17 protein-coding genes and 1 tRNA gene are annotated in these 20,848 nt (G+C 74.8%); 8 read left to right on the top strand and 10 right to left on the bottom strand.

The window, feature by feature from the left end:
• Positions 1-680 precede the first annotated feature (680 nt).
• Entirely contained in the window at positions 681-1,697 is a 1,017-nt protein-coding gene (gene selD / locus D6B71_RS08145; RefSeq protein ID WP_121253802.1) for a selenide, water dikinase SelD, read from the bottom strand.
• A 73-nt stretch (positions 1,698-1,770) separates the two neighbouring features.
• Here selD and D6B71_RS08140 point away from each other — a divergent pair.
• A tRNA-Sec gene (locus D6B71_RS08140) sits at positions 1,771-1,865 on the top strand.
• A 9-nt stretch (positions 1,866-1,874) separates the two neighbouring features.
• Here the strand turns inward: D6B71_RS08140 and D6B71_RS08135 are convergent.
• The gene (locus tag D6B71_RS08135; RefSeq protein ID WP_121253800.1) at positions 1,875-3,065 is read right to left on the bottom strand and encodes a hypothetical protein; all 1,191 of its coding nucleotides are present in this window, start codon (positions 3,063-3,065) and stop codon (positions 1,875-1,877) included.
• Between the two features lie 143 nt (positions 3,066-3,208).
• Here D6B71_RS08135 and D6B71_RS08130 point away from each other — a divergent pair, with 143 nt between their 5' ends.
• The 3 genes from D6B71_RS08130 (at position 3,209) to selB (ending at position 7,311) form a co-directional block, all read left to right on the top strand.
• Positions 3,209-4,048 (top strand): Ig-like domain repeat protein, encoded by an 840-nt coding sequence (locus tag D6B71_RS08130; RefSeq protein WP_121253798.1) that lies wholly within the window; start codon positions 3,209-3,211, stop codon positions 4,046-4,048.
• 114 nt (positions 4,049-4,162) lie between these two features.
• Positions 4,163-5,509 (top strand): L-seryl-tRNA(Sec) selenium transferase, encoded by a 1,347-nt coding sequence (selA, locus tag D6B71_RS08125; protein WP_121253796.1) that lies wholly within the window; start codon positions 4,163-4,165, stop codon positions 5,507-5,509.
• 11 nt (positions 5,510-5,520) lie between these two features.
• Positions 5,521-7,311 (top strand): selenocysteine-specific translation elongation factor, encoded by a 1,791-nt coding sequence (gene selB, locus D6B71_RS08120; RefSeq protein WP_121253794.1) that lies wholly within the window; start codon positions 5,521-5,523, stop codon positions 7,309-7,311.
• A gap of 5 nt (positions 7,312-7,316) precedes the next feature.
• Here the strand turns inward: selB and D6B71_RS22665 are convergent, their stop codons facing one another.
• From D6B71_RS22665 to D6B71_RS08105, 4 genes are all read right to left on the bottom strand, one after another.
• On the bottom strand, positions 7,317-7,457 hold the full coding sequence (locus D6B71_RS22665; RefSeq protein WP_164519578.1) for a hypothetical protein: 141 nt from the start codon (positions 7,455-7,457) through the stop codon (positions 7,317-7,319).
• A gap of 121 nt (positions 7,458-7,578) precedes the next feature.
• Positions 7,579-8,547, bottom strand: a complete 969-nt coding sequence (locus D6B71_RS08115) for an ERCC4 domain-containing protein (protein WP_121253792.1) — start codon at positions 8,545-8,547, stop codon at positions 7,579-7,581.
• A gap of 4 nt (positions 8,548-8,551) precedes the next feature.
• Entirely contained in the window at positions 8,552-10,786 is a 2,235-nt protein-coding gene (locus D6B71_RS08110) for a YhgE/Pip family protein (protein WP_164519577.1), read from the bottom strand.
• Positions 10,783-13,509 carry an MMPL family transporter gene (locus tag D6B71_RS08105; RefSeq protein ID WP_121253788.1) on the bottom strand — a complete coding sequence of 909 codons (2,727 nt, stop codon included), beginning with the start codon at positions 13,507-13,509 and terminating at the stop codon, positions 10,783-10,785. Before D6B71_RS08105 ends, D6B71_RS08110 begins: the two co-directional genes overlap by 4 nt.
• Here D6B71_RS08105 and D6B71_RS08100 point away from each other — a divergent pair.
• Together D6B71_RS08100 and D6B71_RS08095 are read left to right on the top strand one after the other, a co-directional pair.
• A complete protein-coding gene (locus D6B71_RS08100) occupies positions 13,468-14,184 on the top strand; it encodes a TetR/AcrR family transcriptional regulator (protein WP_121253786.1) in 717 nt (238 codons plus the stop codon). The two genes, D6B71_RS08105 and D6B71_RS08100, sit on opposite strands and share 42 nt — an antisense overlap.
• Positions 14,185-14,307: 123 nt before the next feature.
• Positions 14,308-14,553, top strand: a complete 246-nt coding sequence (locus tag D6B71_RS08095; protein ID WP_121253784.1) for a hypothetical protein — start codon at positions 14,308-14,310, stop codon at positions 14,551-14,553.
• Between the two features lie 80 nt (positions 14,554-14,633).
• Here the strand turns inward: D6B71_RS08095 and D6B71_RS08090 are convergent, their stop codons facing one another.
• On the bottom strand, positions 14,634-14,903 hold the full coding sequence (locus D6B71_RS08090; protein WP_121253945.1) for a hypothetical protein: 270 nt from the start codon (positions 14,901-14,903) through the stop codon (positions 14,634-14,636).
• A gap of 40 nt (positions 14,904-14,943) precedes the next feature.
• On the opposite strand from D6B71_RS08090, the gene D6B71_RS08085 reads away from it, so the two are divergent.
• The gene (locus D6B71_RS08085; protein WP_121253782.1) at positions 14,944-15,561 is read left to right on the top strand and encodes a hypothetical protein; all 618 of its coding nucleotides are present in this window, start codon (positions 14,944-14,946) and stop codon (positions 15,559-15,561) included.
• 208 nt (positions 15,562-15,769) lie between these two features.
• On the opposite strand, the gene D6B71_RS08080 is transcribed toward D6B71_RS08085, so the two are convergent.
• Positions 15,770-17,638, bottom strand: a complete 1,869-nt coding sequence (locus D6B71_RS08080) for a hypothetical protein (protein WP_121253780.1) — start codon at positions 17,636-17,638, stop codon at positions 15,770-15,772.
• Positions 17,639-17,693: 55 nt separating this feature from the next.
• On the opposite strand from D6B71_RS08080, the gene D6B71_RS08075 reads away from it, so the two are divergent.
• Positions 17,694-18,488: a MerR family transcriptional regulator gene (locus D6B71_RS08075; RefSeq protein WP_121253779.1), complete on the top strand. Its 795-nt coding sequence runs from the start codon at positions 17,694-17,696 to the stop codon at positions 18,486-18,488.
• A gap of 15 nt (positions 18,489-18,503) precedes the next feature.
• Here D6B71_RS08075 and D6B71_RS08070 read toward each other — a convergent pair whose 3' ends face one another.
• Complete coding sequence (locus D6B71_RS08070) at positions 18,504-19,028, bottom strand: C40 family peptidase (RefSeq protein WP_121253777.1); 525 nt, start codon at positions 19,026-19,028, stop codon at positions 18,504-18,506.
• Positions 19,029-19,385: 357 nt separating this feature from the next.
• On the bottom strand, positions 19,386-20,522 hold the full coding sequence (gene rlmC, locus D6B71_RS08065; RefSeq protein ID WP_121253775.1) for a 23S rRNA (uracil(747)-C(5))-methyltransferase RlmC: 1,137 nt from the start codon (positions 20,520-20,522) through the stop codon (positions 19,386-19,388).
• Positions 20,523-20,848: the final 326 nt, after the last annotated feature.

The following is a 20,848-nucleotide window of genomic DNA, read 5'->3' as shown; positions in this document are numbered from 1 at the left end:
CGCACCCAACCCACAAACCCAAGACAACCCTTGTCCCGAACACCTGTTCGAACTAGACTAGACCCATGCCCACCAGCCAGCACCCCGAACCGCACGAGATCACCGATCTCGACGCGCGGGCGACGCTGGCCGCGGCCACCCAGACCATGACCACCCGCCGCGCCGCCGAAGTCACCGAGATGCGACTCGCCGCCCACTGGGCCACCCTGCACGGTGAGCCGGTCCGCGAAGCCGCCGGCGAGCTGGCCGGGCTGGTGGACCCGATGACCCAACCCGGCGGCGACGTCTTCCCCTACTCCACCGCCGCCACCCGCGACACCGTCGACCTCGACCACGTCCAGCCCTACCGACCACCCGACCCCGACCGCACAGCCGGGCCACCGGGCCAGACCGGCCCCCACAACGCCGCACCACTCCGCCGCCGACACCATCGATGGAAAACCCACTGCGGCTACCGCGGCCGCGCCGCCGGCCCCGGCCGCTACCTCTGGCAGACCCCCCACGGACTGGCGTTCCTCGTCGACGACCAAGGCACCCACCCGCTCACCGAACCGAGGCCGACCTCATCCTCACCGCACCCGTCGGCCTCGACATCCACCCCGAGAGCGTCACCGGCACCCACCTCGAGATCGACCTCGACTCCTTCCAGACCGGATGACTCGCTGGCGGAGAGCGTGGGGTCAGCGGACCACGAGGGTGGTGCTCTGCTTGGCGGCGACCAGCTCGCCGATCACCGGGTGGCCGGGCAGCTCGCCCGCGACCAGCAACCCACCGGAGGTCTGGGCATCGGCGAGGAGCAACAGCTCGTCCTCCGCGACCGAGGCATCCAGGTGCGGACGCACCCAGTCGAGGTTGCGTCGGCTCCCGCCGGGGACGAAGCCGTCACGCAGCGCCTCGCGGGCTCCGTCGACGTAGGGCACGGCGGCCGCGTCGACGATCGCCGTCACCCCGCTGGCCCTGGCCATCTTGTGCAGGTGGCCCAGCAGGCCGAAGCCGGTCACGTCGGTGGCCGCCCGTGCCCCGGCCGCGACCGCCGCCCGTGACGCCTCGCGGTTCAGCGTGGTCATCACCGCGACCGCCTGTTCGTTCCACTCGCCGGTGGCCTTGTGCCGGTTGTTGAGCACCCCGAGACCGAGCGGCTTGGTGAGCGTGAGCGGCGTCCCGGGGCGGGCGGCGTCGTTGCGCAGCAGCAGGTCGGGGTCGGCCAACCCGGTCACCGCCAGGCCGTACTTCGGCTCGGGGTCGTCGATGCTGTGTCCGCCGGCCAGGTGCGCGCCTGCCTCCCGACAGACCTCGGCACCGCCGCGCAGCACCTCGCGTGCGAGGTCGAATGGGATCTTGTCGCGCGGCCAGGCCAGCAGGTTGAGGGCGAGCAGCGGCTCGCCGCCCATCGCGTAGATGTCGGAGAGTGCGTTGGTCGCGGCGATCCGGCCCCACTCGAACGCGTCGTCGACGACCGGCGTGAAGAAGTCGGTGGTCGCGAGCACCGCCCGGTCGCCGTCGAGACGCACCGCCGCGGCGTCGTCGCCGTGCTCGAGCCCGACCAGCAGCTCGGAGGTGGCCATGCCGGCGGACGGGCCGGTGGGCAGCCCGGCCACCACGCGCTCGAGCTCGCCGGGCGGCACCTTGCAGGCACACCCGCCACCGGAGGCGAACTGGGTCAGCCGGATGCCAGAGGTGTTCGTCCCCGTCGTCATGGGCGCCAACCTACGTCGCGGGCCGCGACGAGCCCGGGCGGGCGGCTGGGGCCGTGCCACTAGAGTCACTGCCGGAGGCGTTCCTCGTCTGGTGACGGGCGCGGTCCTCAACACCGTAGGGGCCCGGTAGCCGGGTCCGGCGGGTTCGATTCCCGTCCGCCTCCGCCACTCGAACCGTCAGCCGCCGAGGACCCGGCGGACCTTCCGCACCGCGCGCCGCGGTAGCGACGGCGGGGGCACCTTGGCGGCGGCCTCGGCAGCGGCGCGGGCGGCGGCCGCCCGGGCTCGCCGCTCCTGCTCGGCCTGCTCACGACGGGCCTTCTGCTCGGCCCTCCTGGCGGCGGTCTCCTCCACCCGCTCCAGCGAGATCGAGCGGAGCGCGCGGATCGCGGAGTCGGCGACCTGCTCGGCGGTGACCGGGGGCTGATCCTCGAAGTCGCGATCCGGGGCGCGCAGGTCGTCGAGGTCGCCGACGACCTGCACCGGGGAGTGGCGCAGGAAGTCGATGATCTCCTGGGACCAATCGGCGCACCACTCGCGCGCCTCCGCCGGGAGCCGCACCGGCTGGCTCTCCTGGCGGGTCAGGTGCTCGACGGTCAGCCACCGCTTGCTCACCGCGACGTAATGATGCCGGCTGCGCAACTCCTTGGGGACGTCCTGGTTCACCGCCCGCAGCAGCTCTGCCTGGACGCGGCCCAGCGACGGATTGCGGACGGCGTCGCCCTCGTCGAAACCTTCGGGATCGACCCCGACGACATCGCAGAACCGCTGCAGCAGGCTGCGCGGGTCCTGTCCGGCTCCGGGCATCGTCACCACGTGGATGCGCTCGAGCGGCACGTGCTGGGACCAGCGGGCGATGATGTCGCGCACGTCGTTGTTCGCCCGGAACCGCTCACCGACCCAGCCCTCGCCGGCGCGGACCTTCGCGAGGAAGTCGTCGAACGTCTGGGGCGAGGCGTCCTGGACCCGCTGCTGCCACGCCGACGGCAGCAGTCGCGAGAGGCTGCGTACGGTGACGATCACGTGCACCTCGGCGTCGCCGCAGGCCTGGACGAACCGGCCGATCGACTCGTCGCCGGCCCCGCCGACCAGTTCGTCGGAGAACAAAACTCGGGGGGTGTCGACCACGGTCAGCGACCGACGGAACCTCTCCAAGGCGGTCTGCGCGCGCGGCGGATCGTGCTCGGGGTGCACCACGCCGCGGACGTCGAGCCCCACCCAGAAGTGCTCCTGCCGGGTCTGGGGCAGCAGCGCGACGCCTTGGGCGTGCAGCTGGTCGCGCGAGGCGTGCAGCACGGACTGCACGAACGTGGTGCCGGTCTTCGGCATCCCCACATGCAGGAAGACCTGGCGCGACTCGACGGACATCGCGCCGAGCGTAGTGCACCCGATGGTCGACCCGTCCTCCGGCTCGAGGACTAATCCAGGGTCTGTGTCCGCCGTCACGCGAACCGGGTTAGGCTCCTGCCAGGCTACCGAGTGGTAGCCCTTGTCACTCGGGAGGGATCCCCTTGAATTTCCGTCGTCTGTCCAGCCGCGCCACCGTCGCAGCGGCCTCCACCGCCCTCGCCGCCGGCACCCTCGTCGGGCTCGGCTCGACCGCCGCGCACGCCGCGACGGTGACCAACACCTACGCCTGCTCCCTGGGCCCGACCCCGGTCGGCACCTTCGATCTCACCGTCACCGGATCGCTCCCCGTGCCGCAGTACTGGGCCGGGGCCAACGTCATGGCCGGTCTGCTGCCGGTCACCGCGAGCGCCACCGTTCCCGACTTCGTGGCGGGAGTGATCACCAGCCAGGGCATCACCGGGGCCTCGTCGGAGGACTTCGGCTTCGACATGGGCGACAGCGGCGTTCCGGTCCCGCTGCAGGGGGAGTTCTCCGAGGACGGTTCCACCTGGAACGCCGAGGGCGTGAACGAGGCGTTCACCACCCCGACGCCCGGCACCTACGACGCTTTCCTGCCCGAGGCGTTCAGCCTCACCACCGAGGGCGGCGCTCAGCCGATGACTCTCGACTGCGCCCTCACCGACGAGGCGCCCGGGGCCGTCATCGAGGACTTCGTCCTGCTCAAGCAGAGCTCGACGTTGACCGCGCCGAAGTCGGTGAAGGTCAAGAAGGGCAAGGTCGCCAAGATCAAGGTCAGCGTCGAGGACGAGATGGGCGCGGCCGCGGGCAAGGTCGTCGCGGTCAAGGGCAAGAAGAAGGCCCGCGCCACGCTCAAGAACGGCACCGCGGTCATCAAGCTCGGCAAGCTGCCCGTCGGCAAGCACAAGTTCACCGTCAAGTACGCCGGCAACAAGTCGATCTCGGGCAGCAGCGCCAAGGTCGTCGTGAAGGTCACCCGCTGACCACCCCGCACCACTGACGTCCTCGACGTCGCGAACGCCCGGCCGGTGCCATCGGCCGGGCGTTCGCCTTCCCCGGGGCGGGCACAATGGCCACTCGCCTCTCGAGAGGAACCCGTGCCGACCGACCAGCTCCCCGCCGACGACCCGCGGCGGTCGACCCCGCGCACCGACACCGTGCTGGCCGACCCCCGGTTGCGTACCGCCGCCGAGAGCCTCGGTCCGCGGATCGTGAAGGGCGCGGTCGCCGGCGCGCTGGAGCGGTGCCGCGCCGGAGAGCTGGCGCCCCACGACGTCGCCGACGCCGCGGTGGCCGCGCTGCCACCGGCGGCGACCGCCCTGCGCCCGGTGCTCAACGCCACCGGCGTGCTGGTGCACACCAACCTCGGCCGCGCCCCGCTGTCGGCCGCCGCCGTCGAGGCGATCGCAGTGGCGGCCGGCGCCACCGACGTCGAGCTCGACCTCGAGACCGGACGGCGCGGACGACGCGGCAGATCGGCGCTGGCCGCGCTCGGCGCCGCCGCGCCCGACGCGGGCGGCGTCCACGTGGTCAACAACGGCGCGGCGGCGCTGGCCCTGGCCACCTGCGCCCTCGCCGCGGGCCGCACGGTCGTGGTGGCCCGCGGCGAGCTGGTCGAGATCGGCGACGGGTTCCGCATCCCCGAGCTGCTCGAGTCGGTCGGTGCCCGGCTGCGCGAGGTCGGCACCACCAACCGGGTGCGGCGCGCCGACTACGAGGAAGCGGTGGCCGCCGACCCCGACGTCGCCTTCGTGCTCAAGGTGCACCCCTCGAACTTCCTGGTCTCCGGCTTCACCTCGTCGGTCCCGGTCGCCGAGCTCGCCACCCTGCCGGTCCCGGTGGTCGTCGACATCGGCTCCGGCCTGCTCGCCCCGCACCCACGGCTGCCCGACGAGCCCAGCGCCGCCGCCGCGCTCCGGGCCGGTGCCGACCTGGTCACCGCCTCCGGCGACAAGCTGCTCGGCGGGCCGCAGTGCGGGCTGATGCTGGGCGACGCCGACCTGGTCGAGCGGCTGCGGCGCCACCCGTTCGCGCGCGCCCTGCGCGTCGACAAGCTCACGCTGGCCGCCCTGGAGGCCACCCTCACCGGGCCGGCCCCGCCGGTGCCGGCGGCGCTGGACACGCCGCTCGCGGAGCTGCGGCGCCGCGCCGAGCGGCTGGCCGCCGACCTCCACGCGATGGACGCCGAGGCCGTCGACTCCGTGGCCGCGGTCGGTGGTGGCGGCGCTCCCGGTGTCGACCTGCCCAGCGCCGCCATCGCACTCCCCGAGCGGCTGGCCGGCCCGCTGCGCTCGGACCCGGTGACGCCGGTGGTCGGCCGGGTCGAGCGGGGCCGGCTGCTGCTCGACCTGTTCGCCGTGCCGGCGGCCGACGACGCCGCGCTCGCCGACGCCGTACGCCGCGCGGTCGCCGCACCCCCCACCGCGCCGACCCCGGCGGGCTGAGGCGGGGCACGGTGCACGTCGTCGCGACCGCGGGACATGTCGACCACGGCAAGTCCACCCTGGTGCGCGCCCTCACCGGCACCGATCCCGACCGGCTGGCGGAGGAGAAGCGGCGCGGGCTCACCATCGAGCTCGGCTATGCCTGGACCACGCTGCCGGATCTGCCCGGGCTGCCGAGCCCGGGCGACGTCGCGTTCGTAGACGTCCCCGGCCACGAGCGGTTCGTGCCCACGATGCTGGCCGGTGTGGGGCCGGTGCCGGCCGTGCTGTTCGTGGTCGCCGCCGACGACCCGTGGATGCCGCAGGCCGCCGAGCATCTCGCCGCGCTTGACGCGCTCGGGGTGCGGCACGGGGTCGTGGCCGTCACCCGGTCCGACCTCGCCGACCCCGGCCCGGCAGCCGCGCGTGCCACCGGCGAGCTCGCGGCGACCGGGCTGGCGGGTGCGCCCGTCCTCCCGGTCAGCGCCACGACCGGGCTCGGTCTCGACGAGCTGCGCTCCCGGCTGACCGAGATGGTCCGGCGGCTGCCCGCCCCCTCCCCCACGGCCGATGTCCGGCTCTGGGTGGACCGCCGGTTCACCGTGCGCGGCGCCGGCACCGTCGTCACCGGCACCCTGCCGGCCGGGACGGTGCGCGCCGGCGACTCGCTCGACCTGCTCACCCCTGCCGGCACGGCACCGGTCCGGGTGCGGGCCGTGCAGTCGCTGGGCGAGCCGGTGGAGCAGGCGACCGGCGTCGCCCGGGTCGCGGTGAACCTGACCGGCGACGGCGTGGACACCGCCGATCGCGAGTCGGTGCTGCTGACACCCGGCGCCTGGCACCTGACCGAGGTGGTCGACGTGCGGCTCTCCGGTGACCTCGACCGGCCGCTTCCCGCGGGGCCGGTGTTGCACGTCGGAGCCACTTCGGTGGCCGCCCGCACCCGCCCGCTCGACGCGGCACGGGGCCTGGCCCGGCTGACCCTGGGCCGGCCGCTGCCGCTGCGGGTCGGCGACCGGGCCCTGCTGCGCGACCCCGGCAGCCGGCGGATCTGGGGGGTGCGGGTGCTCGACCCGGCTCCCCCCGCGCTGCGGCGGCGTGGCGCCGCGGCCGCCCGCGCGGCGAACCTGGCCGCGCACACCGGAGCGCCCGACCTCGCCGACGAGCTCCGGCGCCGCGGCCTGGTCGACGCCGACCTGCTGCGGCGGCTCGGCGTACCCACCTCGGACCCGCCGGCGGGCTCGGTCGCTGCGGGCGGCTGGTGGGTCGGGCCTCACCGGGTCGAGGAGGGCGCCAGGGCGCTCGCTGCCGCGGTCCGTGCCCACGACGACTCCCACCCGCTCGACCCGGGGCTGCCGGTCGCGGTCGCGGCGGAGCGGATCGGGCTGCCGGCGGAGGTGCTCCCGGCGCTGGTGCGCGAGCCGCTGCGGGTGCACGAGGGGAGGGTCGTCGTCGACGGACGCGGCGGCCTGCCCGCCGACCTGGTCCGGGCGATCGCGGCCCTCGAGGCCGACCTGGCCGACGGGCCGTTCGCCGCCCCCACCGCCGACCGGCTGCGCGAGCTCGGCCTCGACGACCGCCGGGCCGCCGCGGCGGCCCGGGCCGGGCGGCTGCTGCGGGTGGCGCCGGGCATCGTGCTGCTGCCCGACGCCGCCGAGGTCGCGGCGGCGCGTCTGGCCGACCTGCCTCAGCCGTTCACCATCAGCCAGGCCCGGGCCCTGCTGGGCACCTCCCGCCGGGTGGCGCTGCCGCTGCTGGAGCACCTGGACCGCCGCGGCCTGACCCGCAGGCTGCCCGACGACCGGCGCGAGCTGGCCGGCTGAGTCGATCAGCCGAGGTGACGCACCAGCATCCGGGCCTCGTGCTCGATCTGCCGCTGCTGGCGACGGCGCAGGGTGGCGAGTCGCTGCTGCTTCTCGGCCGGTGACAGGGCCTGCCAGGTGCGGCGGGGAGCGGGGGTGCGGGACATGGCGGAACCTCGAGCAGGGGGTGATCGGTGTGCCTCGACGGTAGCGATGGAGCGGTCCGCACCGCATCCGACTTTCGTCTCGGCGCGCCGACTGAAAGACGGTTGCCCGGCCCCTCGTCCGTCAGCCGCCGTGTGCCGCCTGGTAGGCCGCGACGAGACGCTGCGGCACCCGCCCGCGGTCGGACACGTCGTACCCCGCGCGCTGCGCCCAGGCCCGCACCTGCGCCGGAGTGGGCGCCGCGGGCGCGAGGGCGGGCGCCTCGGCCAGCGCCGCCACCACGACGCTCCCGTGCTCCTCCTCGTCGAGTCCGGTCACGGCGGCAGCGAGGAAGCGGTAGGTCCACTCCTGCGCCAGCGGGCGCGTCTCGCAGAACACGATCGGCACCTGCGGCCACCGCACCTGGCACTCCGCGAGCGCGTCGGCGACCACGGCCGGCCGCACCCGGTCGAGCCGGAACACGGCCGAGTACCTGTCCTCCACCACCACTGCGGCCCGGGGCAGCGTCGCCAGCTCGGCCAGCTGGTAGCGCAGCTTGCCGGACGTCAACGACGACACCAGGTCCTGGAGGCTCTTGCGCTCCACGCTCGCCAGCAGCCGGCCGTCGCGCAGCACGCCGTAGTCGCCGGCCGGCAGCGCCCCCTTCTCGAGCACGACCTGCTGGTCGCCGAACCGGAAGGCATACCGCTCGCGGGAGTCGACGACGATCTGGAGACCCGCCACACCCGAGGCCCGGGCCTTGGGCACCGCCACCCCCGGCCGCGCCTGCCGGGTCGTCCGCGCGGTCTGCCAGAAGATCGCCGGCCGCCCCTTCACCCGGGTGAACACCAGCTGCGACCGGTTCTCCCGGCCGCGGTCGAGCACCAGGTCGACCGCGGCACCGCGCTGGACGCAGCTGCGCACCGGCACCCGCTCGACGATCTGGGCGTCCGCCGGCCACTCCTCCACCCGGTGGCAGTAGACCTTGCTGGTGCGCGGCCACGACTCGCGCGCCTTCAGGATCACTCCCCGCGACCCCAGCGGGATGCGCAGCAGGAAGGGCAGCGTCGACTCGTCGTCGGGGTTGCGGGCGACCAGGAAGTCGTCGGGCACCCGGTCAGTGTGTCATCGCCAGCTCGCGGTCGACGTCCTCTCCGGCCGCGGCGCGGACGTCGTCGATGCTCAGCCGGGCCGCGCGCCGGGCGGCCCGGACGCTGAGCACGAGTCCCGCGCCGCCCCAGGCCAGGAGCAGCAGCACGCCACCCGCGAGCCCGGCGCCCGTGTCGAGCAGCGCCCACCGGACCAGGTCGGCGGCGACCGGCACCGGCAGGACGCCGTGCAGGGCGCGCAGCACCGCCGGAGCGGAGTCGATCGGCACCAACCCGCTCAGCGTCAGCGTCTGCACCAGCGTGAAGCCGATCGAGGCCACCCAGCCACGGCGCGCACCCAGCGCGGCCACGAGCGCCTGGTTGACCGCCGCGAACGAGAGCACCGACACCAGCAGTACGCCGACCAGGCCGGCCAGGTGCGCGACCCCGACGTCGAGGGGCCCCAGCACCGACAGCAGGAGCAGCCCCTGGAGCGCTCCGAGCAGCGCGGCCGGCCGCCAGCCGGCCAGGGCGACCCGCAGCGGGAGGCCGGCCTCGGCCAGCCGCTCGGGAGGCAGGGCCGGCCGGACCAGGAAGAGCACCAGAGCGCCGATCCACAGCGCCAGCGCCAGCACGGCCGGGGCGACGGTGTCCGCGGCGGAGGCCTCGGCCCGCTCGGTGCGGCTGGTGACCGGCTGGGCGGCGGCCTGGGCCGCCTGACGCTGCTCCTCCTCGGTCTGGCTCGGCACCTGGTCGACGCCCTGTCGGAGCCGGTCGGCCAGCTCGCCGGAGCCGGACTCCAGCTCGCCGGCTCCCTCGGCGAGCCGGCCGGCACCGGCGGCCAGCTCCGCGGCCCCGCCCCTGGCCTCGTGCACACCCGCCGAGAGCTCGCCGGCACCCTGCTCGAGGCGGGCGGTGCCGCCGGCCAGCTCGGTGACACCGGCGGAGGCCGACGTGGCTCCGTCGGCGAGATCCCCGGCGCCGCCGCTCAGGGTGCCCGCGCCGGCGGCCAGCCGCTGCGCTCCCCCGGCCAGCCGTTCGGCACCATCGGCCAGGCGACGCGCGCCGGTGCCGAGCCGGCCCGCGCCCTCGGCCGCGTCGGTGACCCCGGTGAGGAGCGCCGGGCTGGCGTCGGCCAGTTCACGGGTGCCCTCGGCGACCGCGGTCGAACCGGCCACGAGCCGATCGGCGGTGCCGCCGTCCGCGCCGACCGCCTGCTCGGTGCCGGCGCACAGCGCGGCGTACCGCACCAACAAGGGGTCGCCGGCGCAGGCCTGCTGCCAGCCCTGCAGCACCCGGGCCCAACCGCCCACGCCGTCGCTGACCTGGCCGGCGCCGTCGGCGAGGCGGTCGGTCTGCTCGGGCATCGGCCGCAGCTGCTCTCGCAGCCGGCCCAGGCCGGTCGCGAGGTCGTCGGCGCCGTCGGCGAGATCGTCCGCTCCGGTGGCGAGCTCGGTCGTGCCGCTGCCCAGCCGGGCGACTCCGTCGCCGAGTCGCTCGGCCCCCACGGAGAGGTCCCCCGCACCGCTGGAGAGCTGCCCGAGGCCGCCGGCGAGCCGGCCGACCCCGCCGTCGACGACGCTGCTGCCCTCGCGCAGCTGGTCCGCCCCACCGGCGAGGGTGCCCAGTCCGGCCGCCAGCTCCCGGGCGCCGGCCCCGAGCCGGGTGGCGCCGTCGCTCAGGTCGGTGGCGCCGCCGGCCAGCCGATCGGCGCCGTCGGCGGCCCGACCGAGCCGGACCGCGAGTCGGGAGGTCTCTCCATAGAGCCCCTCGAGGTAGGTCGAGGTGATCTGTTGGCCGAGCTCGGCCGCGGCGACCGCGCCCACCTGGTCGGTCAGGCTGCCCAGCACCGCCCCGGAGACGTCACCCGTGCGCACGGTGATCCCGGCCTGCCGGGGACGGTTCTCGGCCAGGCCCGCGAGCGTCTCGGAGAAGTCACGCGGGATCGTCAGCACCGCGTGGTAGCTGCCGTCGGCGAGCCCGGCCTCGGCGTCGCGTGCGTCGGTGAGCTCCCAGCCGAGCACCTGCTGGTCGGGGTCGTCGGGGGCCGTGAGCCCGGCCGCGAGCAGCCGGCCGGCGGCGATCGTCTGCTGCTGCCCGCCCTCCCCGGACTGCACCGGCCGGTCGAGGTTCACGACGGCCGCGGGCGCCTGGTCGAGGTCGTCGACCCGCTCGGAGAGCGACCACAGGGCGAGGGCGCCGAGGGCGGCGGGCAGCAGCACGACGGCGAGCAGCAGTCTCACCAGCGGGCGGTGTCGGTTCACGCGAGGACCTCCCGGTCGGAGTCGGTGCGGGCGGGACGGCTTCGGTCGGCCGGGTCCGCGGCGGCGAGCACACACGCCCGGTGCGGTACGCCGGGTGGTGGCGCGGTGCGGGCGCCGGCGACGACGGTGGCGCCCCCGGCGGTGAGCTCGGCGAGCCCCGTCCAGCGGTGGGCCTGTGCGTCGGGTCCGCCCTGGAGGTCGACGTCGTCGACGACGACCAGCAGCCCGCGGCCGGCCCGCTCGGCCAGGTCACGGAGCCGGTCGAGCGGCGGCATCCGGTCGAAGTGCCAGACCTGGGCGCGCACCGCGAGCGCCTCGCTGGGCAGCAGCCGGCCCTGCACGACCAGGGTGCCGCCGGCGATGTCGAACCGGCCGGCGAGCGCGGCGAGCAGCGCCTTGCGGGCGACCCGGTCGTCGGAGGAGACCACGTGCAGGCTGCCGGGGTGCACCACCAGCGACACGGGGGCGAGCAGCGGCGCCCCGTGCTCGTCGACGAGCAGCACCTCCTCGGCCCGCACCGCGGCCTCGCCGTGGCGGCGTACCCAGTCCTCGTGGTCGAGGTGCGCCTGCAGGCCCGCGCCCTCCACGTCGAGGTGCGGCAGCCGCCGGTCGAGCCGGGCGGGCAGCCACCAGGCGCGGTGGCCGAGCAGCGCCATCACGGCGGGCACCAGGGTCATCCGCACCAGGAACGCGTCGACGAACACCCCGACGGCCAGCCCCAGCGCGATCGGCTTCACGATCGAGTCGCCGTGCGGCACGAAGGCGGCGAAGACGCAGATCATGATCACGGCGGCGGCGGTCACCACGCGGGCGCTGGCCGCGAAGCCGGCGGTCACGGCCCGGGTGGCGTCGCCGGTGTGCACGAACTCCTCGCTCATCCGCGAGACCAGGAAGACCTCGTAGTCCATGGCGAGGCCGAACAGGACGCCCATCAAGATGATCGGCAGGAACGAGATCACCGGGCCGACCCGGGCGACGTTCAGCGTCTCGGCCAGCCAGCCCCATTCGAAGACGGCGGCGACGGCCCCGAAGGAGGCGAGCACCGAGAGCAGGTAGCCGAGCGTGGCCTTGAGCGGCACCGCCACGGATCGGAACACGATCGTCAGCAGCAGCAGGGACAGCCCCACCACGACGACGCCGAACGGCAGCAGCGCACCGGAGAGCCGGTCGGAGACGTCGATGGTGACGGCGGTCTGGCCGGTGACCTTGAGGTCGGTGACGTCGTATCTGGCCTCGAGCTCGGGGCGCAGCTCGCGGATCTGGCGCACCAGGTCGGCGGTGGCCGGGTCGGTCTGGCCGGTCTCGGGCACGACCTGCACGATGCCGAGGTCGGCGTCGGGGTTCGGCGTGGCCAGCGGCACCGCGGCGACCCGGTCGAGGGCGGCGAGGTCCTGCCCGAGCCGCTCCATCACGCCGACGGGATCGGTGGTGCGGATGATGTCGGTGGTCACCAGCAGCGGGCTGTTGTAGCCGGGGCCGTAGGCGTCGCTGACCAGGTCGTAGGTGACCCGCGGGGTCGACCCGGGCTCCTTGGTGCCGTTGTCGGGCAGCCCGAGCTGGAGGTCCTTGGCCGGGAGTGCCATCACCAGCAGCGCGGCGGTGACCAGGACGAGGGTGAGGGCGGGGAGCCTGGTCACGGCCGCGACCCAGCGGGCGCCCATCGTGTGCCCGTCGTCGGGTGAGGCGAGCGCGTGCCGGGCGGCGCGCGAGCTCGGGCGTGGGCGGAGGCGCTCGCCGGCCAGGGCCAGCAGGGCGGGCACGAACGAGACCGCGACGGCCACGGCCACGGCGACGCCGGCCGCGGCGGCGAAGCCCATCACCGACAGGAACGGGATGCGGGCGACGACGAGGCCGCACAGCGCGATGACCACGGTGGCGCCGGCGAAGATCACCGCGCTGCCGGCGGTGGCGACCGAGCGGGCGACGGACTCGGCGACGTCCATGCCGGAGGCGAGCTGGGTGCGGTGCCGGAACACGATGAACAGCGCGTAGTCGATGCCGACCGCCAGCCCGATCATCAGCGCCAGGGTCGGGGTGGTGCTGGTGATCGTGGCGACCGACGCCGCCGCCAGCACCCCGGCCATCGTCACGGCCACGCCGAGCAGCGCGGTGAGGATCGGCATGCCGGCGGCCAGCAACGAGCCGAAGGTGACCGCGAGCACGATCAGCGCGAGCCCCACGCCGACCGCCTCGGTGGCACTGACGGTCACCTCGGTGGTGGTGAAGATCGAACCGCCGAGGTGCACCTCGAGCGCGCTCCCCTCCGGCAGCTGGGCGGCGTCCTCCAGGGCGGCGACCGTGTCGGGGTCCAGCTCGTCGAGCTTGACGTCGAGCTGCACCTGCGAGAGCGCGTGGCGGCCGTCCTCGGAGAGGGCATGGGCGTAGCCGTCGGCGAACGGGTCGACCACCAGCCGCACGTGCTCGACGTCCTCGACGCGGCGCAGCACCTCGCGGACCTGGTCGCGGTGCTCGGTGATCCGCTGGCCGTCGGGAGCCACGAACAGCAGCTGGCCGCTGGTGCCGGCGAGCACCGGGAAGCGCTGGTCGAGCAGGTCGATGCCCTCCTGCGACTCGGTGCCGGGGATCGTCAGGTTCTGCTGGAGCTGGCCGCCGAGACCGATCGCGGCGACGCCGAGGGCGAGCAGCGCCGCCAGCCAGCAGGCGACGACCAGGCGGGCCCGGTGCGCGGCGACACGGCCGAGCCGATAGAGGAAGGAGGACACGTTCAATACGGTAACGTATTCAATACAGAAACGTATCGAGAGGAGGCGACCATCACCTCGCAGCCCGCCACACCGCGAACCACCCGGCGCCGGGAGCACACCCGGGAGCGCCTGCTCGAGGCGGCCCTCGACGTGTTCGTCGAGCACGGCCTCAAGCGGGTCACCGTCGACGACCTCGTCGGCGCGGCCGGGTTCACCCGCGGCGCCTTCTACTCGAACTTCTCCTCGATCGACGAGGTCTTCTTCGAGGTCTTCCAGCGCGGCGCCACCCAGATGCTCGAGGCCGCCCGCGTCGCGATCGCCGAGGTCCCCGAGGAGGAGTTCACCCTGGCCTCGATCGGCGACGTCCTGGACTCGATCCGCCGCTACGGCCGCAGCTGGTTCATCATCCAGGCCGAGTTCACGCTGCTCGCACTCCGTGACGACCGGGCCCGCGCCGTGCTGGCCGAGCACACCCGCCGGCTCCGGGCCGAGCTGGTCGAGGTGATCGCCGACGTGTTGCGCCGCCTCGGCCGCGCCCCGGTGGTGAGCACCGAGCAGCTCGCCGAGATGGTGGTCGCCCTCCACCTGCACTCGCTCGGCCAGCTCCACCTCGGCGAGAGCACCCTCGGCGAGGACGGACTCAGCGAACAGGTCGTCTCGGCCCTGGTCCTCGGGTTCAGCCACGAGGCCTGAACCGCGGCCCCACGCCCATCGCCGCCGGACCGGCCGGACAACTCCTCACAACCCCGGCGCACCGGTCGATGAGGGGGGCATCCACCCACCTCATCCAGCCCGTCAGCCAGGAGGCGACCCACGATGCGCGCCACCCAACCCCGAGACCCCCACTTCAACTCACGCCTGGACGACCCGATCCCGGCGATCACGGCCGAGCAGTACGCCAGCGTCACCGCCCAGGCCGCGCGCCTGGCCCGTGACGCCCGGCTGAGCCCGGCTGAGACCATCGAGCTGGTGGAGATGCTCGGCCTCGACGAGGCTCCGTTCGTCAAGCACGTCCTCACCCGGCGGCGTCCGGCCCCCCACCCGACCTCCCGCACCGCCTGAGCCTCGGCAAGCTCGGCCACCGCGGCCGCTCGGCCACCGCGGCCGCTCGGCCACCGGTCGATCAGCCGGGTCGCTCAGCGTCAGCGCACTCCGCGCCGAGGCACCAGGCGCCGCCACGCGGGGCGCCGCTGCTGCGTCTCGGTCCCGGCAGCGGGCGACTCGGACTCCGGAGCGGCAGCCGACTCGCGGAGCCGCTCGTGCAGCCGCGACCGCACCTCCTCGGGGCCGAGTTGCGCCCGCTGACGCTGGTCGCGCGCGATGATGGCGCCGGTGGCCGCGACTCCCGCCAACCCCGCCAGACCCAGCACCTTCCACAGCTTCACCGCGGCCTCCTCTCGTGACCTGTCCATCCGGGGCTCCCAGCGGCCCCGACCGAGACCGAGGAGCCGCATGACGCAGACCGAGAGCCGGCTCAGCCTCGACCAGGCGGCCGACCTGACCCGCACCGGCGACCTGTGGCTGTTCCGGGGCCGGTCGGCCGCGGACCACGCTATCCGGGTCCTCACCAACGCACCGGTCAACCACGTCGGCATGGCGGTCGTGATCGACGACCTCCCGCCGCTGATGTGGCACGCGGAGCTGGGCAAGGGGCTGGTCGACGTGTGGAGCGGCAACCACCATCGCGGCGTGCAGCTGCACGACCTGCGCGAGGCCGTCGAGCAGTGGAGCGGCCGCTACGAGCAGCGCGCCTGGCTGCGCCAGCTCGACGCCGAGGTGACCCCCGCCATGGAGGATGCCCTCCTGCGCACCATCGCCCGGCTCGACGGGACCCCGTTCCCGGCCACGGCGGCCCTGGCGGGGCGCTGGCTGCGCGGCCGCGTACGCCGCCCCGCGTCGGTCGAGATGACCTACTGCGCCGAGGTGGTGGCGGCGACGTACACCGCGATGGGCCTGCTCGACGCCGACCGCCCCACCAACTACTACGACCCGGGACGGTTCTGGTCCGGCGACGACCTCGAGTTGCGGCAGGGTGCCCTGCTGGGCGCCGAGATCCGGGTAGTGACCTGACCTCGCCGCGCCCAGGGCCCGGTCCCGGCCGCGCCAGGACCAAGGACTCTGCTGGCCGGCCGGACGGCCCGCCAGACTGGGGTCACCAGGCTCCGGGCGCCAACACCCGGCTCAGTGCGTCTGGAACCCGGCGGGGAGTGTCTCTCCGCGACGCGTGCCCCGGTCGCTTCGGCGGCCGGGGCACGCCGAGTCGGGCGCGCGCGCCCCGTCAGCCGACGGGCGTCGCGACCCGCTCCTGGGCACCGGGCCGTCCGGCCCGCGCGAAGCGCTGCACACCCCAGCCGAGGCCGAGCACGAGCAGCAGCGAGCACAGCAGGACGACCAGCCCCGCGACACCCCACAGCCAGCCCGGCACGTCGTCCTCGAGCTCGCGCTGGAGGATCAGCGTCTCTTCGGCGAAGTCGCGCTCGACCCCCGACTCGGCGGCGATCTCCGGCTCGTCGATGGCGGCGTCGGCGGGCAGGTAGACCGGCATCGCGGTGAGGTGGCGCCCGTCGTGCAGCCGCACCATCGACTTCCAGGTGCCGTCGACCGGCAGCGGCTCGGTGGTGCGCCACGTGGTGGAGTCGACCTGCTCGAGGTGGTCGACGTGCAGCCCGTCGCCGTCGGTGCTGCCCTGCCAGCCGGTGACGGTGAGCCAGGCCGGCTCGCCGTCCACCGGCTCGCGACCGAACCGGAACTCGGCCTGCACGTGCTCCTCGCCTCCGGCCTGCGACCGCTCCAGCACGACCACCTGGGCCGAGAGGTCCTCCGGCGTGGTGGCCAGCACCCCGTCCACGGTGGCCGCCGCGATCGCGGCGACGGACAGGGCGAACAGCAGGCCGGGGCGGCGTACGCCGTGCAGCTGGCGGGTCAGCCCGAGGTGCAGCAGGGCGCCGAGCAGGCCCCCGGCGACCCCGCCGACCACGGCGAGGAGGACGCCCTCGACGAGGATGTCGGGGGTCCAGGGCAGCCGGAACGCGACGCCGGTCCACCAGTACTCGGCGGCGAACCCGAGGGTGCCGATCGCCGTGCCGGAGACCAGGCCGAGCAGCAGCGGCCGGCGGGCCAGGCGCAGGGCGACCAGCTCGACCAGCAGCGCCTCGGCGAGGTAGAGCGGCACCGCGGCGAAGAGCTCGCCGAGGCCGGGCCCGACGATCAGGCTGACCCCGCCGCGGACGGCCAGGTAGAAGACCGCGGCGGCCACGGCCCCTCCGGCACCGACCCACAGGCGCGCGGTGACCAGGGCGAGGCCGGCGGCGACCGCGATCAGCAGTGGCTGCAGCACCAGCCGGAACTGCGGCACGCCGAAGTCGAACTCGGCCTGGAACACGCTGAGGCCGATCAGGAGCCCACCCATCAGGAAGCTGCGCTGCAGGAAGCGCCCCAGCGGCCGCTCGGGCAGCGCGGTGTCCGACGACGCCGAGACCCGGCCCTCCTCGTGCAGCACCGCCATCGCGACCAGGGAGAGACCGGCTCCGCCGATCAGCATCAGGTGGGTGGGACCCCACAGCGTGACGTCCTGGCCGAAGATGCGGTGCCACACGTCGTCGAGCGGGAAGCCGAGGAGGGCATAGGAGCCGGCCGCGGTGAGCAGGACCCCGCCCGCCGGGGCCCGCCAACTGCGGGAGAGCCCCACGGCAGCCGGGCCGGCCTCGTCGCCGCGCGGCAGCGCGCAGGCGAGCACGCCGGCTGCGGAGATGCCGAACAGGCCGAACATGATCGGGTAGTGCGCGGGGTTGGCGAGCGGGCCCTCGTCGCGGCCGACGCCGATGTGCAGGGCGATGTCCCAGTACATGCCGAGCAGCGCGGTCATCAGCGAGAGCATCGCGACGAGCAGCGGCAGCGCCGCCCAGCCCGGCTGGCCGCCGAAGAGGCGGCTGCGCTCGACGCCGCGCAGCGCCGCGTCGACCACGCGCAGCCCGCGGCCGCGATGGCCGAGCACCACGACGGCCAGCAGCAGCGTCAGCAGCGAGGCCGCCCCGGTGGCGATGAGCACCTGGTCGACCGGCGCCGCTCCGGCCGGCCGCTCGGTCGCCGGCTCGGCGGCGGCCAGCAGGGTCTGGGCACCCGGTGCGGAGACTCCCCACGAATACATCATTCGTCCATGTAACACCGAACGATGTAACAATGACAAGGGGTAGGATCGCGACGTGAGCCAGCCGACGCTGGGCCCCGCCGAGCCCGACGAGCCGACCCCGTCCGACGAGTTCGTCATCGAGGAGCTCTCCCGTCGCACCGGGGTGACGGTCCGCTCCCTGCGCTCCTACCAGTCGCGCAAGCTCCTCCCGCCGCCGGTGGTGCGCGGCCGCACCGGCTACTACGACCGGCAGCACGTCGCCCGGGTGCAGTTGATCCAGGACCTCCAGGCCGAGGGCCTCAAGCTCGACGGGATCGCGCGGATGCTCGACGCCGAGGGCCGCACCGACGAGCACCTGCTGCGGTTCACCCGCTCGGTCCGCGGCATGTTCGGCGACCCGACCGACGCGCCGGTGACCACCGCCCTCGACCTGGCCGAGCGCTTCGGGGCCACCGACGGCGACGCCGGCGCACTGCTGGCGAAGGCGGTCCGGCTCGGCCTGCTGCGCGACCTCGGCGACGGCAAGCTCGAGGAGCTCGCCCCCCGGCTGCTCGCCGCCGGCGAGGCCGCGATGCAGGCCCTCGACCTCGAGCCGGCCGAGGCCCTCAACGTGGTGGCCCAGCTGCGCAAGCACGCCGACGGGGTGGCCCGCATCTACGTCGACCTGTTCCTGCGCCGCGTCTGGCAGCCGTTCATGGACGCCGGCCAGCCCGAGGAGCTGTGGCCGAGCGTGCAGCAGTCGCTGGAGAACCTGCGCACGCTCGCGACCGAGGCCCTCGACAGCGCCTTCGAGCTGGTCATGTCGGAGCGGGTCGCCGAGACCTTCCCGCGCGAGTTCAGCCGCCCGCGCCGCGGCCGGCGCCGCTGACGGTCCGCCAGCGGGTCAGCGGACCCGGCCGAAGAAGACGCTCCGCGTCCAGATCGGCGCACGGTGCACCCGCTCGCCGGGGCGCGGCGAGTGCCACACCCGACCACGACCGGCGTAGATCGCGACGTGATAGACCCCGCCGCCGTCGTGGAAGAACACCAGGTCGCCGGGGCGGGCGGAGCCGCGGGAGATCCGCTTGGTCCGGCCGACCTGCGCCGAGGAGGAGTGCGGGAGCGCCTCGCCGGCCGCCCTCCGGTAGACGAACCGGGTGAAGCCGGAGCAGTCGAAGGCGTGCGGCCCGGCCGCGCCGTAGCGATAGGGGTCGCCGGCCTGGGCGCGGGCCACCCGCAACACCCGGCCGTTCGTGCCGAGCCGCGGGGCGCTCGGCCGAGCGGCCCGCTCACGCTCGGACGTCTTCAGCTCGGCGGCCTGGGCCGGCGGGGCGGCGGCCAGGACGGTCGCGGCGAGCAGGCCGGCCAGGGCGGGCAGGGCGGTGGTGCGGGCGCGGCGCAGGGCGCCCGTGGGACGGGTCTGGGTCACGATGGTTCCTCGGCACGCCTGCGGAAGATGACCTGTCGGATTCGGGCGCCAAGTGCCCGGCCGAGCTTCGCTCGGCTTCACCCCGAGCCGTCGCGATCCGCGACGGCGTCCTGCTCGGGTCTCCCGCGCCCGCCTTCGATCGCTGTCGGTGACACCTGGCGACGGACGGGCCTCGGCGCGGTCCAGGCGGCCCCTGGCGGGGCATCGGTCGGCGCTGCCACCGGCTGGTGCCGGCACTGCAGCGCCCTCGATGGTCGCCGCCGGGCACCCGCGAACCCAAGCCGGCGCCGGGGTGGCGTCGATCACCTCGACCCGAGGTAACACCGGCGCCGGCCCGCGACAAGGGCGCCGCCGAGGTCAGTGACGCTCGAGCAGCACCGCGACCTCGTAGTGCGCCGTCTGCGGGAACATGTCGAGCACCCGGCCCCGCACCGGCCGCAGCGACGGCATCGCCGCGAGGTCGCGGGCCAGGCTCTGCGCGTTGCACGAGGAGTAGGCGACCCGGTCGACCCCGGAGCCGTCGAGCCAGGCCGCCAGGTCGCTGCCGATCCCCCGCCGCGGCGGGTTGACCACCACCAGGCCCGGCACGTCGGGCGGCGCCGAGTCCAAGGCGTACGCCGTCGCGTCACCGGCGACGAAGCGCACCAGGCCGGCGTCCAGGCCGAGCCCGTCCCGGGTGCGCTCGGCGCTCGCGACCGCCTCGGCACTGGTCTCGACGCCGGTGATCCGGCGGCCGGGCCGGGCGCAGTGCAGGGCGAACCCGCCGACCCCGCAGTAGAGGTCCCACAGCGACGCAGGCTCGGCCTCGTCGACCCAGTCACGCACCTGCCGATAGAGCGCGGCGGCCACGTCGGTGTTGGTCTGGAAGAAGCTCTGCGGGCGCAGGTGCAGGTCGATCTCGTTGACCCGCATGGTCAGCGACGACTCGTCGGTGAGCACGATCTCGCGCTCCCCTTCGAGCACCGCCTTGTGCTCGGGCTGCAGGTTCACCGACGCCACCGCCAACGGGGGCAGTGCCTCGATCAGCCACGGCAGGTGCTTGCGGATGCGGGCCACCGGCTCCTGGCTGCGCAGCACGAACCGCACCATCAGCCGCCCGTCGGGCGCCTCGGTGACCAGCAGGTGCTTGAGCTCCCCGCGACGCCCCGGCACGTCGTACGGAACGATCGCGGCGCGCGCCACGAAGTCGGCAAGCACCGGCAGGGCCGCCTGCAGGCCGGGGCTGTGCAGCGGGCAGTCGCGCAGGTCGACGCCACCGCCGCGCGGGTCCAGGATGCCCAACGTGGGCTGCTCGACAGTGCCCCCGACGACCATCTTCGCCTTGTTGCGGAAGCCCTCCTCGGCACTGCCCACCGGGGCCTCCCAGGCCAGGTCCGGCCAGGCCGCCAGCAACCCCCGGACCTGCCCCTCCTTCGCGGCCAGCTGGTCGTCGTAGGACCGCTCCAGCCACGAACACGACCGGCAACGACCGGCCTCGAAGTGGGAGCACTGCACAGCCGGGAAGCCTACGTCGCGGGGTGGTGCGGCTCGGCGTGGCTGGTGATCACCCGCTGACCTGCCGCTCGTGGTTGGTGTTTGCGCGGTGACCTGCCGCTCGTGGTTGGTGTTCGCGCGGTGACCTGCCGCTCGTGGTTGGTGTATCCGCCGCTGCGCGGGGCTTCGTGGTGCTGGTGAGGACCGGTGGCGTGTGTGGGTGGGGTGGGTCGGCTGCGCCGGGCTCACCGACCCCGAGTGGGAAGGACGGTGCGGCTACGCCGCATGACCCGGCCGACCCGTGACCCGCACTGCCCTGCAGCCCAGGGCAGATGACGAGCCCCGCC

The sequence above is a fragment of the Nocardioides ferulae genome, assembly GCF_003660455.1.
Taxonomy (GTDB): Bacteria; Actinomycetota; Actinomycetes; order Propionibacteriales; family Nocardioidaceae; genus Nocardioides; species Nocardioides ferulae.
The sequence above is the reverse complement of the archived record's forward strand: the minus strand, read 5'-3'. Positions and strand labels throughout refer to the sequence as shown.